Annotated in this window: 10 protein-coding genes; all 10 read right to left on the bottom strand. The window is 52.4% G+C overall.

The window, feature by feature from the left end:
• Positions 1 to 36: 36 nt before the first annotated feature.
• Entirely contained in the window at positions 37 to 4,254 is a 4,218-nt protein-coding gene (locus J5I83_RS08515) for a DEAD/DEAH box helicase (RefSeq protein WP_304054975.1), read from the bottom strand.
• A gap of 48 nt (positions 4,255 to 4,302) precedes the next feature.
• The gene (locus J5I83_RS08520) at positions 4,303 to 4,494 is read right to left on the bottom strand and encodes a hypothetical protein (protein WP_304054977.1); all 192 of its coding nucleotides are present in this window, start codon (positions 4,492 to 4,494) and stop codon (positions 4,303 to 4,305) included.
• A 613-nt stretch (positions 4,495 to 5,107) separates the two neighbouring features.
• Complete coding sequence (locus tag J5I83_RS08525) at positions 5,108 to 5,941, bottom strand: NYN domain-containing protein (RefSeq protein WP_304054978.1); 834 nt, start codon at positions 5,939 to 5,941, stop codon at positions 5,108 to 5,110.
• Positions 5,942 to 6,266: 325 nt separating this feature from the next.
• Entirely contained in the window at positions 6,267 to 6,893 is a 627-nt protein-coding gene (gene ycaC, locus J5I83_RS08530) for an isochorismate family cysteine hydrolase YcaC (RefSeq protein WP_304054979.1), read from the bottom strand.
• A 125-nt stretch (positions 6,894 to 7,018) separates the two neighbouring features.
• Positions 7,019 to 7,885, bottom strand: coding sequence for a pirin family protein (locus tag J5I83_RS08535; protein ID WP_304054981.1), 867 nt, complete (start codon positions 7,883 to 7,885; stop codon positions 7,019 to 7,021).
• A 159-nt stretch (positions 7,886 to 8,044) separates the two neighbouring features.
• A complete protein-coding gene (locus J5I83_RS08540) occupies positions 8,045 to 9,709 on the bottom strand; it encodes an MFS transporter (RefSeq protein ID WP_304054982.1) in 1,665 nt (554 codons plus the stop codon).
• Positions 9,676 to 11,685, bottom strand: coding sequence for an amidohydrolase (locus J5I83_RS08545; protein WP_369683407.1), 2,010 nt, complete (start codon positions 11,683 to 11,685; stop codon positions 9,676 to 9,678). The genes J5I83_RS08540 and J5I83_RS08545 overlap by 34 nt, the downstream gene beginning before the upstream one ends.
• 86 nt (positions 11,686 to 11,771) lie before the next feature.
• Positions 11,772 to 13,262 carry a glucose-6-phosphate dehydrogenase gene (zwf, locus tag J5I83_RS08550; RefSeq protein WP_304054983.1) on the bottom strand — a complete coding sequence of 497 codons (1,491 nt, stop codon included), beginning with the start codon at positions 13,260 to 13,262 and terminating at the stop codon, positions 11,772 to 11,774.
• A 1-nt stretch (position 13,263) separates the two neighbouring features.
• The gene (gene gnd / locus J5I83_RS08555) at positions 13,264 to 14,172 is read right to left on the bottom strand and encodes a phosphogluconate dehydrogenase (NAD(+)-dependent, decarboxylating) (RefSeq protein WP_304054985.1); all 909 of its coding nucleotides are present in this window, start codon (positions 14,170 to 14,172) and stop codon (positions 13,264 to 13,266) included.
• Between the two features lie 25 nt (positions 14,173 to 14,197).
• A complete protein-coding gene (locus J5I83_RS08560; protein ID WP_304054986.1) occupies positions 14,198 to 16,015 on the bottom strand; it encodes an adenosylcobalamin-dependent ribonucleoside-diphosphate reductase in 1,818 nt (605 codons plus the stop codon).
• Positions 16,016 to 16,138: the final 123 nt, after the last annotated feature.

Here is a 16,138-nt window from a genome sequence, read left to right on the forward strand (position 1 = left end):
GCAGGAATTACAGCCACATCTCCAGAGCAACCAAACTTATCCGAGTTGAATCAAGTTCAGCAACTCCTGGGCGCTGATCTTACCGCTGATTTCACCGCCTTCCAGGACGCTGTCGGCAAGATCGCGCTTGTGCTTGTGCAGCGACACGATCTGCTCCTCAATGGTGTTTTTCGTCACCAGCCGGTATACGGTGACGGGGCGTTGCTGGCCGATGCGGTGGGCGCGATCGGAGGCTTGATCCTCGACAGCCGGATTCCACCAGGGATCCATGTGGATGACATAGTCCGCCGCCGTTAAATTCAGGCCTACGCCACCGGCTTTTAGGCTGATGAGAAAGACATCGCCCTGTCCTGCCTGGAAGGCATCTACCCGCTTCTTGCGTTCCGCTGGCGGGGTTTGGCCGTCCAGGTATTGATAGTCGATGCCTTTTCCATCCAGATAGCTACGAATAAGATTGAGATGGTCGACGAACTGACTGAACACTAAGGTTTTATGGCGATTATCGAGAAGCTCATCCACAACTTCGCCAAACAACGCCAGCTTGCTGCTGGGAAGACCCAGATCCGGCGCTACCAGCTGCACATTGCAGCAGGTCCGGCGCAGCTTAGTGATCGCTGCTAATACTTTGAAGCGTTTATCTTCCTCGGATCCCTGAGTTTCATTCAGTTCGTTCAAGAGCTTGCGGCGCAAAGCTTCGTAAAATACTGCTTCCTGCTCGCTCAACTCCACTTGCAGCTCGATCTCGGTGCGCGGCGGCAGCTCATCCAGCACTTGTGCCTTGGTTCGCCGCAGGATGAAAGGTTGAATCATACGTTTAAGCCGCTGGCGCGCTTCACGATCCTGGTTGCGCTCGATAGGCCCTGCGAAGCGGCGGTTGAAGCTTTCCAGAGAACCGAGCAGGCCAGGGTTGATAAATCGGAATAGATTCCAAAACTCACCCAGATGGTTTTCCACCGGTGTTCCGGTGGTGATGATCTTGAACAAGCCCTGAAGGGCCATGGCCTGCTGGGAACGTTTGGTGGCCGGATTTTTGATGAGTTGAGCCTCATCCAGCACGATGGTTTGCCAGGTGGGTACGGCCAGAAGCTGACCGACGGATTCCTGTTGCAATAAGGCATAACTGCAAATTAAAAGGTCCATTGGGCGTAAACCCTCGATCAGCTTTTGCCGATCACCGCCACCCAGGATTTGAACGTTGAGAGTCGGCGCAAAACGTTGCGCCTCGCTCTGCCAGTTCGTGCAAACCGAAGTCGGCGCAACCACCAGAGCAGACCCCTGGTTGGCCCGGCTCAGGATTATAGCCAAGGCTTGCAAGGTTTTCCCCAAGCCCATATCATCGGCTAAGCAGGCACCCACGCCCCAGGCGGCCAGGCGGGACAGCCATTCGAAGCCGTCACGTTGATAATCTCGCAACTCCGCCTGCAAAGTGGACGGGAGCTTCGCTTGGATTTGTTCTGCCTGACGCAATCGCTCCAATTGCGCTCGCCAGGCGGAATCACCTTGAAACTCACCCACTTCTTCAGCGATTTCATCCATGACCGGCAACGCCAACGCATGGAGTCGCTGTTCCTTGCCGTGTTTTTCCGAATAAGCACGTAGATCGCCCAAACGTTTTTTGAACGCTTCCGTCAGGGCCAGAAAGCGGCCTTCATCGAGGCGGATGAATTTACCCCGAACGCCTTCCGTCAATTCCAACAGGCGCTGCATATTCAACACCTGTCCGTCGTCCAGCTTGAGCTCACCGCTGACGCTGAACCAGTCACGTTGCTGTTTGACCTTAATGCTGAACTGACTTAATCCAGCCTGTCCCAACGCCTTGAGTTTCTCGCCTTGTGGCCATTCGATCTGGGCCTTATCACCTGCCTCCTGCAGTTCCAGCAAAAACTCCAGGCTACTTTCTGTATCTGCCAACAGCCAGTGAAAAGCCGTCACCTCTTGCGCTTGATTGCCGAGACTGGGGCAGAGCGCGATGAGTTCGTTCGCTAGTTTCCGCTCGAGCTTGAGATCGCGCAGGGTTTGCAGGCGCTTGCCACCGATTTCCGCAATCAAGCTGGAGCCACCGGAACCGGGGGTGCAATACGAACCCTGTTCGCCAAAGGGGCGGGTCAGGATAGCGACGCGTAGTCCCTCGCCTTCTGGAATCAGTTGCACGTGGGGACGCGCATGCGCCACAACTGTCTCGGCGGCAGCCAGTTCTCCGCCACCGATGTCTGAATGGATGGTCACCAGGGCGGATACTGAACCCAGGCTGGCCAGAATGCGCTCCTGGGCGGAGACCGGAGCTTCGATTCCCTTACCGATGATTTCCGCGAGACGATGGTGCTCCGGTTTCAGTTCGACAATCTTAAGGCGGGTCAGGCCGTCTTCAGCCAGCACCACGCTCTCTTCCTCATCGCACAGCGGCCAGAATTCGACTTTGACTTGCTCGCCCCTGGGCTTTTTCCTGACCCGTAATTCCGGCTCGGCAGCGACCAGCTCCACGGCGACGCCACTATCCTTCCATGACACGTTGGACGCACCCACCATCGCTAGCCAACCGCGGTTGGACAAGGAATAACTCCCTGTATACCGGTCGGAGGCGATATGCGCGGCCACGCGACGATCCTGTGCGGAAAAATAGCTCGTCGATTCAGCCATTTCGGCAACCTTCTTCATCGACAATGACTTGCCCTTACTCCAGCCGCCACTGGCGTTGCGTTTCTGTTCCCGCGCCTCCAACGCAAAGCCAAGATAGGCGCGCTCGCGCGACAGCAACCAGGCCAGGCGATATTCGGCTGTTTCGTCCCTCTTGCCTGCAGCTGCACCACGCACCACGGTATTCTTGATGGCGTTCAGGGCGCGTTCCCAAGGCTCCTCGTGTTGGCTACGATTGACCAGCAGTCTAATACTCTTGGCGTGCTCGAAGGCATCGACTGCTCTTTTCATATCGGCCTGCTTTGGTTCGATCCGCGCGATCAATGCCGCTAGCTCTGCTGCAAGCCACCCGTAACCGCAATGGGCGGCTTGTTGCTGATAAGCTTTCGTCTGCGACAGATAGTGTGATAATTTTGTGGCCTGCTCGTATTGGTGGAGCAACCACAAGCCGATCCAGAAAATCCAGGGATTCATAGGACCGTACCGTAAGATCTGCTCAAAACGCATGTTCAATTGTGTCAGAGCGCCGGGTTGATTTTGTTCCAACGCTGGAACGAGCCTCATCAGCATATAAACAGAGCCAAAGGAATGATCTTCAGTAATCATCTCCAGAAGTTTTTGGGCCTCTTCCAGGTCGCCCGCTTGGTTGCGCTGAAACAAACCCAGCACGAAGAAGAACCCCACAACCCCTGGAAAGAATGCCCTGCGTTTGCCTTGCTCCTTGCGCAACAAGCTCAGCCCTTCCCGATAATACCGCAGCGCATTGTCATGATCCCCTTCCAGCAGCAAAAGCAATCCCCGAGAAGCACGTTCATGGTAACTGACCGGGCAATGGGACAACGCGGCCTGTGCAGCCTGCATCTCACCCCTTAAAATCGAGATCAAGGTCATGCTGAGTTGCCAATCTTCGGGCACAGACGCAGCTGCTCCCTCACATGCTTCGCGCAACAGATCGAAGGCCGCTGCATCCAGTTCCCAACCTCCTGCCTGCCGCAATAGGATCAACGGCAAGGCAGGTTCTCTGATTTTCGCGGGTAGGCGCACAAACCATTCGCGCTCGAAGGGGTTGTCGCAAACCATTGCGTAAATTGGCGCGGGTGCAGACCAGCGTTGTAGCGGACCGTTCCAGTAGGAATACTTCAGTCGTTCCAGCATCCCGAACAAGCGATCGATGTACAGCTCGTCCGCTCGGTAAATGCCAATACGTACTTCCCGAATCAGTTCGTCATCATCGTGAAACTGGATGTCATCCTTGGCGGTTTTCTGAGAGCCTACTTGCAAAGGCACGGCGAGACGCACCAGCTCGACATAACGTTCGAACGCACCGCTTGCGACGAGCTCGCGCGTCACCAGTTCGACAATCAACCTATTGCACCTTAGGCGTTGATTATTCCATGATGTTTTTTCTACTTCGAGCAGAGCGCTGCGCTGCAGGGATTCCAGTTTGATTTTGGCTGCCTCGCCTGCACCCAAAATCTTGCGCAATGGTGTTGTGATCTGCGATTTGCTAAGCCCACCCCAAGCTACCGCCAGCAAATTGACTGCAGCCTGTTCCGTCGGAGTACATTGCTGGTAACATTCAAACAGCTGTCGACGTTCCTCCTCGATCGAAGTTGACATGGACTGATCTCTAATAGATTTTTGCACCTTTGGCGCTGTCGATCACCATTAGGGCCGAATCGACGGTGGTGAGAATACGATAAGCATCCTCCAAAAAACCTCGTGACCAGGGATATTGCGCAGATTCAGGATGCATTTCTTGTGTCCGAATTGAATGACCGAGGTGGTGATAGAAATACCACTCTGTTTTTCAATATCTATCAAACCGGAAGTCACGTGACGAGATGCCTTGCGACTCATGGCCAAATCCACGCATTGGATAACATAGCCGAACAAGAGCAGATTTTGGGTGAAAAATGATGGCGAAGGTGTGCCAGCGACTCAACTCAGCAAGCAACTCAGACATAAATCATTGGGAGTAAATTGAAAATAATATCGCATCAGTTCGTTTACAGTTGAACTCATGTACAAGTTTGATTCTGTCTCATTATCAACAAAAGTGCATATTTCAGATGAGCAGATCTGCCGTCTTTAAAAAGCCAGGCGGATTTATTCTGCAAACGCATAAAATTATCCTGCAAAAGATATCTGATTTCCAGCGGTATAGTCGATATTTCATTTTGATGAATACATTCGATCCAAATCTGCTGCTCCCACATCGCGGTCAGCAATCTCTTTCAGCAATTTGACTTCTCCCAACGCCAGCATAGCCAGCCATCAGCGCTCTCTTGGTTAAGGCAAGCTGCAATGGCATCGCCGCCGTGTCCTAAGGTCGTGCAGTTGCAGTCTCTCCATTGGGCCATGTGACTGCTTATGCCCACTACAGTGATTAGTTTGAATTAGGGTTGGCGGAGTAAGTCTGTCGCTGCGAAACAAGACGACATTTCATCAGTTTTATTAACACGTCTCTCACTCATTTTTTCCTTTTATCCTTAATACGTTGATTCTGAGTGTCTACTTCGAACAGACCAATGGTCTTGATGAGGTCGCTGAATTTTGCGTAGCCATAATTGCGTGAATCAAACGCCGAGAAATTCTTCACGATATGTTTTTTTACTTCACCCATGTGAGCGAAACCATCTTCATCGGAAAGTGCTTCAATTGCAGAGCGGATCAGTGAAACCAGTTTGGTGTCCCTCGCCAGCTCCTTGGAGCTTTTCTTGGTACCAGGTATGGCGGCTCCCTCGCTCGAAGATGTCACTGATTTTACGGTTTTCTTTTCTGGGCTCGCTTTAGATTTGCTGGAAATGCCTTCCGTTTGTACCGAAAGACTGTTTTCACTTTCGAGCAGTTTGTTTTGCGAGAGAATTTCGAAGTATTTGAATTCGTTGCAGGCCGCTTGCAGCGATTCCGGTGTTTTTTTCTGACCAAAGCCGTAGACCAGTTTACCGGATTCGCGGAATCGGATTGCCAATCTAGTGAAATCGCTATCGCTGGAAACGATGCAAAAACCATCCAACGGAGCAGTGTAGAGCAGATCCATGGCATCAATGATCAGCGCGCTATCCGTTGCATTCTTACCCCTGGTGTTGGCATATTGCTGAATGGGCTGGATGGCGTGTTTGGGCAGGATTTCCTTCCAGCGGCTCAGCTGATTTTGTGTCCAGTCACCATAAATACGTCTGACACTCGCATCTCCAAATTTTGATATTTCCTCGAACAATTCATCAATGAGGTCAATCACCTTAAAGGTGTTGTCTGCATCAATCAATACCGCTAATCTAGGATTGTTGCTGTCGATACTCATAGATCTCTGTCCGAAAATAATCAAGGTTTGTGGCACACATGTTTATGGGAAAATTCCTGAAGTTATTTGAAGCTAAAAGTATACAGAATATAGATACCGTCCTTTCCGACTCACTCACATTCTGATAGCCCAGTGTTTGATAATGTCGCAGGTTAGTCTGTATATAGAAAAACTGAAGTTTAGAATAAACCACCTCCCACAGTTGAAATTTTCTCCAACTTGAATGATGTCCAAGCAGAAGAAAATGTAATAAGGATGCATCAATTAGACATTGAGAGTGACTGACCCACCATGTGCCTAACGAATAGCGTTTATCTCAATTCACTTACTTACTCGCTTTGATTGCAGTATAAGCCGTGAAAAGATTACGGTAATCGGGAATATGATTGGAAAAAAGCGTGCCAAGACCCTCCACGTCATTTCGCCAGTCACGATGCAGTTCACAGGCCACCGCAAACCAGCTCATCAACTGCGCGCCCGCTGCTACCATGCGGCTCCACGCCGCCTCGCGCGTCACCTCATTAAAAGTGCCTGAGGCATCCGTCACCACAAATACCTCAAATCCCTCTTCCAAAGCAGAAAGCACAGGAAATGCCACACAAACCTCGGTAACGACGCCAGCGATAATCAACTGTTTTCTACCCGTTTGTTTGACTGCTTTAACAAAATCTTCGTTATCCCATGCATTAATTTGTCCTGGGCGTGCGATGTAGGGCGCATCCGGAAAGATTTGTTTTAGTTCCGGCACCAGTGGGCCATTCGAACCATCTTCAAAACTAGTAGTTAAAATGGTTGGTAATTTAAAATACTTGGCTAAATCAGCTAAAGCCAGCACGTTATTCTTGAATCTATCTGGCTCAAAATCACGCACCAATGACAGTAACCCGGCCTGATGATCGACCAGTGCGACAAGCGCATTATTTTTATCGAGACGATAATAAGTTTTACTCATTTTATTCCTCCTTATGCTGAATAAAAGAAGACAACATTAGCGCTGAGAATTTACCCATTTATCCTCTGTTACCAGAGGCAACAGCTAGTATGAAAACTCTGTATCCATCATTAACCAGGCATAGCCTAATGAGATAATTGTCCGAAATGTCCGCTATTAAAATCTGCAATCGCCTGATCGATTTCAGCCTGGCTATTCATGACGAAAGGACCTTGCCCAACAACCGGTTCATCAATCGGTTCGCCACTAAGCAAAAGCGCTACCACATTCTCCTGGGCATTAATCGATAGCATTTCACCCTTGCGATCGAGTGACACCATTTGCGCTGCTTTCACTTGCGCTTTCTCATTGACCACTACTGTTCCATGCAAAACGATGAGTGCTGCATTCCAGCCCTCGGGTAACGATAATTCGGCTGACTTTCCATGGTGCAAGCGCAAGTCCCAAACATTCATGGAGGTAAACGTGCGCGCAGGTCCTGCATGGCCTAGGTAGCTGCCGGCAATCACGCGCACGATACCTGCTTCCTCAGGTAGCATCACCACTGGAATGTCTGTTTTGAGGATCGTCTGATAGTGCGGCGCAGTCATTTTGTCCTTGGCGGGCAGATTGACCCAGAGCTGCACCATCTCCAGCCGGCCACCCGCACGGGTAAATGACTCGGAGTGAAATTCTTCGTGCAGAATGCCGGAGCCTGCAGTCATCCATTGCACATCACCCGGTCCAATCACTCCACCCTGGCCGGTTGAATCCCGATGTGCCACTTCACCATGGTAAACAATGGTGACCGTTTCAAAACCACGGTGCGGATGTTGCTCTACCCCACGCGGCTGCTCGGCGGGCGCAAAATCGGTTGGACCCGCATAATCCAGCAGCAAAAACGGACTCAGTAATTTTCCATGGTTACGATAAGAAAACAGCGATCGTACTGGGAAACCGTCGCCCACCCAATGGAGCGGAGGCGCATCATAAATACCTAGAATCGTTTTCATCATCCTCTCCTTACACGATTTATCCGATATTTGGATAAGACCCAGTGTACAACCAGCATAGCCATCTGAATAGCCCACATTATCAGCCGTCATTGTTCTATTTAGAGAACAATAAGCCATCAATGCCTGAGCCCTATCAGATAACTCGCTACTTTTTCATCAATCATGATGGGTTTTAGGAATTGCTTGTAAATGATTGCTGGCAAAGGGTGTGACAGCGTGTGTCACGCGCGGCGGCGTTGCGCCACGGTGCAAAGCAGCGATTTTGTCTTGCAGGATTTTATCGGCGGCAGAAACACGGGCATGCTGGCGCAGATGCGCAAGCCAGGATTCAACCGTGAACATCTCGATAAATCGTCCATGATCCTCGACATCTTCAAAAAATCCCCACTGAATAGCGCCGTCGCGGCGGCGAATGATCCCCAGCTCCCGCATCAGGGAATAAAACACATCACGATCCGTATCGTCGATACGATATTCCAGCAATACAAGAACAGGGCCGTGATCGTGCGAAACGAACGTGGTTGGAACTGGTTCTGCCCAATGACCAGACGGTGTATAGTCATGATGTTCGCCCATATTAAGTTTGAATTGCGCTGTCACAGGAATCAGAAAAAGCGCCAGCAATCCTGACATCGCTAAGGCCAGCGGCAAGCCGATAACCCCTGCCACTTGCCCCCAGCCCAGCGATCCTGCCGTCATCGCGCCAAAAAGCACCATCTGAAAAATGGCCAGGCCACGGGCGCGCACCCAATCCGGTAACGCCATCTGTGCTGAAATATTCAACGATGCCACCGCTATGATCCATGACACGCCGCTTATCAATCCGGCGGCGATACCAATGCCTGTGTGCTCACCATAGGCGAACATCAGCGAGCACAGCGCTGTTCCTGCCGTCGCCAGCATCATGATCTTATCCGCACTCACCTGTTTTTTCATCACCGGCAGCAAAAATGCGCCTGCCACCGCGCCAATTCCCAGCGCGGTCAGTAAAATACCATAAAGGTTGGGACCGCCCTGTAATATCTCCTTTGCCACCAAGGGCAGCAATGCCCAGTAAGCAGAAGCGCAAATGAAAAAGGCCAGTGCGCGGAACAAGGTATGACGTAGCGGCATGCTATGCAGTGCGAATCGAACGCCTGCGCGCATGGCACCGGACAAGCGCTCTCTCGGCAGCATATCAGCTTGCGTCACGGCAGCACGCCACCATACCAACGCTGTTACCACGGCAAGATAGGAAACGGCATCAAGCAACACCGTCATCACGGCACCCGCCGCTGCCAGGATAAAGCCGCCCAACGCCGGACCGATAGCTCGGGCGATATTGATACTCACCCCATTCAAGGCGATAGCAGGAGCCAGTGTATCCCGTGGCACGAGGCGCTGGACGATCGCTTGCCACGCGGGTGTGGCGAAAGCCGATCCCACACCGGTTATGAAAGTGAACAACAGCAAGACCCAAACATTGACACCATCCTTCCATAGTAGTCCTGCAAACAGAAACAGTGCCACGGCAAGGAGAAACTGTGTCCATAGCAACAGCTTACGGCGATCAAAGAGATCTCCCAGCGCTCCCGCAGGAAGCGCAAACAGGAAGATCGGCAAGGCTGTCGCTGCCTGCACCATCGACACCATCAACGGTGATGGCGACAGCTCTGTCATCACCCAGCCAGAAGTGACATTGAACATCCAGGTGCCGATATTCGAGATCAGCGTCGCGGTCCACAACACCGTGAAAACGCGATGCTTGAATGGAGAAAATGCCGATCCCCCCATTCCGCCTGACATGATCAATAGGCAAAGCAGCCGCAGCCGGTAGCCCACGGATGATTAAAGCTGGGTCTCTTCTGTTGCCCTTGTTGTCCACTAAGGCCCAGCCAGCAGGATAGCTTGCCGTCATACCCATGGACGTGATCATGATGACATCCTGACGCCATGGAGGTTCTAGCAACGACAGACACAGAACTGACATTAGCCTGTTGATAGCCACCAAAATGGTGCACCGGCGACCAGTCGAGGCTGACTGGCGGTAAAGGCGTGTCATGTGACTTGAATTCGGCATCGGCATAGACGATTTTACCGCCCACCACGGTCATGACAGCAGTGATGTCCTTGATGGCTTCCTCCGGCACCGTCATAAAGTCATGTGACAGTACTGCAAGATCGGCATATCTGCCAGGCAGCAAAGCGCCCTTGGCCTTTTCCTCATTAGATTTATAGGCACTACCCAGTGTCCAGAGACGCAGGGCTTCTTCGCGCTCCAGCCGGTTAGCCTCGCCATAAAGTGGCAGGCCGCCGACCGTCTTACCGGTCACCAGCCAGTAGAGCGATACCCAGGGGTTATAGCTGGCCACGCGCGTCGCATCGGTGCCGCTACCCACCGGGATGCCCATAGCAAGCATTTTGCGGATTGGCGGACTATGCTCTGCGGCCTGCTTGCCGTAGCGATCAACAAAATACTCACCTTGAAAAGCCATACGGTGCTGCACGGCCACACCGCTATGCAAACGCTGAATGCGTTCCAGATTTTTTTCACTAATGGTTTCGGCATGATCGAAGAACCAGCGCACATCACCAAATGGGGTATCGCGGTTGATTGTTTCGAAAACATCCAGAGCGCGGCCGATGGTTTCGTCATAGGTCGCATGCAGGCGAAACGGCCAGCGATTTTCCACCAGGAAACGCACGACCTCACCCAGTTCTTTTTCCATATTGGCTGCCATATCGGGGCGCGGTTGCAAGAAATCTTCAAAATCGGCAGCCGAAAACACCAGCATTTCACCCGCGCCATTATGGCGCAGATACTCATCGCCGCTGTAGGGCTTGACCATTCCTGCCCATTTTTTGAAGTCCGCCAGTTCGCCACCCTTATTCTGCGTGAACAAATTATAGGCAATGCGTACCGTGATCTGCCCGTCTTCGTGCAGTTTCTCAATGACTTGATAGTCTTCCGGGTAGTTCTGATAGCCACCGCCTGCGTCAATGCAGCTCGTCACACCCAGGCGGTTCAATTCACGCATGAAATGGCGGGTTGAATTGATTTGGTCGCTCATCGGCAGCTTGGGCCCCTTGGCCAAGGTCGCATACAGAATCAGTGCATTCGGCTCGGCGATCAATATGCCAGTCGGATTGCCTTTCGCGTCACGCTCGATCCGGCTGCCGGTAAAGTCAGGCGTATCCTTAGTGATCCCTACAGCCCGCAGCGCCGCCCTGTTTAGTAACGCACGATCATACAGATGCAGGATGAAAACGGGCGTATCCGGTGCAACGGCATTAATTTCCGCCAGTGTCGGCATACGGCGCTCTTTGAACTGAAATTCGCTCCACCCCCCGACGACACGCACCCATTGCGGCGCAGGTGTGCGATCAGCCTGAATTTTCAGCATTGCCAGAGCATCCGCCAGACTGCGTACCCCATCCCAGCGCAACTCCATATTGTAATTCAATCCGCCGCGGATCAAGTGCAAGTGGGAATCATTGAGACCGGGAATAACGCGCTTGCCCCTCAGGTCAATCATTTTCGTATCTGGCTTCGCCAGCGCATGGATCTCCTTATCTGAGCCAATAGCTGACACAAATCCACCTGTCAGCGCAATCGCAGTTACTTCAGGATGGCGCCTGTCGAGGGTAGTAATTTTACCGTTGTAGAAAATCACGTCAGCTTCGCTGTTGGTCATGGCATGGATCTCCTTTGGAAATCGGTTGAGATAGCGCTCGGCCAGCAACCCTGTACCCAGCAGCAGGCTGCGCTGTATGAAAGTCCGTCGTTTCAGGTTGCCGATAAAAGAATTTCTTTTCATAAGCCATTCCTCCTAAAACCAAGAGGTAGATAAAATGTAATCAACTCTGAGTGCCAGGACAACTGACTCAGATTACCTCCAAACATTCACAGCTCATTGCGCCAGGTCTGATCGTCGCTATCGAACAGGCGGTTAGCTTCTGCCGGCCCCCAACTTCCGGCCGGATAGGTTGGAATAAATTCGCGCTCGACCAGCCAATGTTTCAGAATGGGATCGACAACCCGCCACGCCCATTCCACCTCGTCAAAACGGATAAATAGCGAACGGTCACCTTCGATCACGTCGAGTAATAGCGTTTCATAAGCATCGAGCGCCTGCTCGTCAGTTTTGAGGAAACTCGCGTTCAGCTGCATCACGCGCGTATCCATGTCGAGGCCCGGCTGCTTGACGTGAATTTCCAAGCGCATCGATTTTTCGGGCTGGATCGACAGCAACACCCAGTTCGGTGCGATGGATTCCAGCGGCGTCTCGCGGAAAAGCTGTTGCGGTGGATGCTTGAAGCGGATTGCGATCAGTGAAGTCTGCTTCGCCAGTCTTTTGCCTGTGCGCAAATAAAACGGCACGCCACGCCAGCGCCAGTTGTCGATGTAAAACTTGACGGCAACAAAAGTTTCGGTGAGGGAATTGGTCTCGACATTCTCCTCCTGCTGATAGCCCACCACTGCCTGTCCGTCGATATTGCCACGCGCATATTGTGCGCGTACGGCATGCGCATGCACCGCGCGCTTGGCAATCGGCCGGATCGAGCGCAATACCTTGACCTTCTCGTCGCGCAGCGCATCCGCCTCGAGCGCGGGCGGCGGCTCCATCGCCACCACAGTCATCAGTTGCATGAGATGGTTCTGCAACATGTCGCGCAAGGCACCGGCACGATCGTAGTAGTCGGCGCGCTTTTCGATGCCGATCGACTCAGCCACCGTGATCTGCACATGATCGATAAAATTACGATTCCACAACGGTTCAATCAATGTGTTAGCAAAGCGGAACACCAGCAGGTTCTGCACTGTTTCCTTGCCGAGAAAATGATCAATGCGGTAAACCTGTTCCTCATCGAAATGCTGGTGCAATAGACGATTCAGCACCTGCGCGGACTCGATGTCTTCGCCGAAGGGTTTCTCGATCACTACCCGGTTCAGGCCGCGCGGCTGGTTGAGTCCAACCGCTTCAAGGTTCTGGATCACCGCGGCAAATTCCGAGGGCTTAATTGCCAGATAGAACACCGTACGGGAGCACGCTGATTCGGGCGGCAAGTTGGCCGCTAGTGCGCGGTAGGATTCCACATCATTGAGATCGCCCTGCTGGTAATGGAAGCGGGCGAGGAAACGCTCGAATACTGGACCCTCCAGTCTGTTTTTGACTTGGTTAGCCAGCATGCCGCGCATATGTTCGCGCCAACTGTCGAGCGTCCAGTCGCGACGTGAGAAAGCAACGATAGTGAGGTTTTTCGCCAGCCGCTCAGCCACCTCCAGATGAAACAACGCGGGCAAAAGCTTGCTCGAGGCGAGATTACCGGTTGCACCGAAAATCACGAATGAACATGGCAAATTCTCCGATTGGCGCTCCTGCGGGCCATTCATCTCAATGCTCCTTGACCGCATGACCGCCGAAACCCTGCCGCATTTTAGCCAGCAGTTTTGCGGCGTAGTCGTTGTTACCTTGTGTGGCGAAACGCATCGCCAACGCGAGCGTCATGATCGGTGCCGGGATACCCTGCTCGATTGCAGCCAGCGCCGTCCAGCGGCCTTCGCCCGAGTCGGCCACGAACGGTTCAATCGTAGCGAGCATCTGATCTTCCGCTAAAAACTCAGCAGATAAATCGAGCAGCCACGAGCGTACCACGCTGCCGTGCCGCCATAGCTCGGAGATGGCCGCAAGATCCAGATTAAAACCGGGCTTATCCTTCATCAACGCAAAGCCCTCGGCAAAGGCTTGCATCATGCCGTACTCAATACCGTTGTGCACCATCTTCACATAATGCCCTGAACCGACTGGGCCAGTATGTAGCCAGCCGCTCGTCGGTGTCGGCGCAAGCGCCTGCAGGTACGGCTGCAAGCGTGCTGCAGCCGCATCTGATCCGCCAAACATGATGCAATAACCGTTTTCCAGTCCCCATACCCCGCCCGACACCCCGGCATCGACGAATTCGACGCCAAATTGCGCACAACGTGCAGCGCGCGGCATATCATCCTTGTAGTGCGCATTCGCGCCATCTACGAGCAAATCGCCTGGCAATAACAAGGGTAGTAATGCCGATAGCGCCGTTTCGGTCACTTCACCGGCTGGCAACATCAGCCATACAATGCGTGGTGCTTTGAGCGCAGCGATCAGCGCCGGGTAATCCACACAGGCAGTGTGTCCGGTTTCCTTGACCAATGCCTCGGTCACGTCGAAGGTGCGGTTCATCACTGCGATTTTTATGCCCTGCCGGGCGAGACGACGCGCCATGTTAGCACCCATTCGCCCCAACCCTACGATGCCGAATTCCATGCTTTCCTCCTATGATGTGATGAGATCAGTCCGCTTCACGTTCTAAACCACAACAGTGTGGTGCCGTTTGTTCTTCTGTTATTCTGCTCAAAATGGTGCCAGTTACCGGATTAGGACGAAAGGTGGTACAACCTTTCAAACCAAGGTCATAAGCCTGTTGATAGAGATTACGAAACGCGATGAAATCATAATCCGTCGGCACATTGATCGTTTTGGAAATCGCCTGGTCAACATAAGGCTGAATAGCTGCCTGCATTTGCAAGTGATCGCTTGGTGACAGCTGATGGGCACTGATAAACGCGGGAGGTAAAGACGCGTTACCGTGCATCTTGCGCCAGCAAGCAATCGCATAATCAACCACATGATATTCCGAGTAATTTCCATCCGACCCCAATACCTGTCGGCTATACTCACTGTCAAAAACTGGCTCCAGGCCGCTGGAAACATTATTGGCAAGCAGACTGATCGTGCCTGTTGGCGCAATCGCTGTCAGGTGACTGTTGCGGATACCATACTGCGCAATACCATTGCGGATAGCTTCGGGCAAGGTGCGGACAAAAGTGCCAGCAAGATATTTATCCGGATGAAAGGATGGAAATGATCCTTTCTCGCGGGCGATGTCCACAGAAGCCTGGTAAGCGGCATGGCACACGGTTTGCATGACTGATTGCGCAATCTGCAATGATGCTTGGCTGCCATAACGTAGATTCAACATCATTAACGCATCGGCCAGGCCTGTAATTCCCAAGCCGATGCGGCGTGAAGAACGCGCCTGCGCAGCCTGGCCGGCCAACGGAAAATTCGACATATCGATCACATTATCCAGCAAGCGCACTGCGCTTCTCGCGGTGGCGCCAATTCCTGTCATATCCAGCAGCGCCTGCTCCGAGAATGGCTCTCTAACGAATTGCGTGAGATTGATTGAGCCGAGATTACAGGCACCATAAGGAGGCAGCGGCACTTCACCGCAAGGATTGGTGGCATGTATCCTTTCGCAATAATAAAGATTATTGAGCTGATTGATCCGGTCAATAAACAGTACCCCTGGTTCAGCATAGTCATAGGTAGCACGCATGATCTTTTCCCATAGCATGCGGGCGCGAATGCGCTTGTATAGCTTGCAAGGTACAGGATGCTGGTAACCCGGCCAATCTCGCAGCACCACCTCACCTGCCACTGCATGCTCACCGGCTGGAAAGACTAATAACCAGTCTTCATCCTTGCCTACTGCAGTCAGAAAGTCATCGCTGACCAATACAGAAATATTGAAGTGCCGTAACTGAGTGCGGTCCTGCTTGACAGCAATGAATTCCTCAATATCAGGATGATCGCAGCGTAATGTCCCCATCATGGCGCCGCGGCGGGCGCCAGTAGAAAGGATAGTAGCGCACATGCTGTCCCAGATACGCATGAAAGAAACCGGACCGGATGCCACGGAACCGACACCGTATGCTTGCGTGCCGCGCGGGCGCAGTGTGGAAAAATCATAGCCGACACCGCCACCCTGTTGCATTGTCAGCGCGCCTTCCTTAAGTGCATTAAAAATGCCATCCATCGCGTCAGGTATGGCGCCCATGACAAAACAGTTAAATAGCGTGACCTTGTGCGTAGTTCCTGCCCCAGCCTGGATACGGCCTCCTGGCAGGAATTTGAAATTATGCAGAATGTCGTAAAAGCGTGCTTGCCAATATTCCCGACTACTTTCTCCTGCCGCCAGGGTAGACGCAATGCGCCGCCAGCTATCAGCAATCGTGGCGTCATACACCACCGCATTGTTACGATAGCGGTATTTAGTTTCCCAGACATGCCGGGCAATTGGCGTGGTGAAATAGGAATCATCCATGGTTTTTAGGATAACACCGATTTGGTTTAGTCAGATTATAAAGCTATGCTTGACTCTGTGTCCGTACATCACAGTTTGTCGGCTGTACTTCTAAAATTTCTATTCTATTAAGGCAGGACTGCT

The sequence above is a fragment of the Nitrosomonas communis genome (assembly GCF_024102715.1).
Lineage (GTDB): Bacteria > Pseudomonadota > Gammaproteobacteria > Burkholderiales > Nitrosomonadaceae > Nitrosomonas > Nitrosomonas communis_B.

Bases quoted from the DNA above. Each gene is read 5' to 3' on its own strand.
- J5I83_RS08515 (WP_304054975.1), bottom strand. From the start codon at position 4,254: ATGTCAACTTCGATCGAGGAGGAACGTCGACAGCTGTTTGAATGTTAC.
- J5I83_RS08520 (WP_304054977.1), bottom strand. From the start codon at position 4,494: ATGAGTCGCAAGGCATCTCGTCACGTGACTTCCGGTTTGATAGATATT.
- J5I83_RS08525 (WP_304054978.1), bottom strand. From the start codon at position 5,941: ATGAGTATCGACAGCAACAATCCTAGATTAGCGGTATTGATTGATGCA.
- ycaC (WP_304054979.1), bottom strand. From the start codon at position 6,893: ATGAGTAAAACTTATTATCGTCTCGATAAAAATAATGCGCTTGTCGCA.
- J5I83_RS08535 (WP_304054981.1), bottom strand. From the start codon at position 7,885: ATGAAAACGATTCTAGGTATTTATGATGCGCCTCCGCTCCATTGGGTG.
- J5I83_RS08545 (WP_369683407.1), bottom strand. From the start codon at position 11,685: ATGAAAAGAAATTCTTTTATCGGCAACCTGAAACGACGGACTTTCATA.
- zwf (WP_304054983.1), bottom strand. From the start codon at position 13,262: ATGAATGGCCCGCAGGAGCGCCAATCGGAGAATTTGCCATGTTCATTC.
- gnd (WP_304054985.1), bottom strand. From the start codon at position 14,172: ATGGAATTCGGCATCGTAGGGTTGGGGCGAATGGGTGCTAACATGGCG.
- J5I83_RS08560 (WP_304054986.1), bottom strand. From the start codon at position 16,015: ATGGATGATTCCTATTTCACCACGCCAATTGCCCGGCATGTCTGGGAA.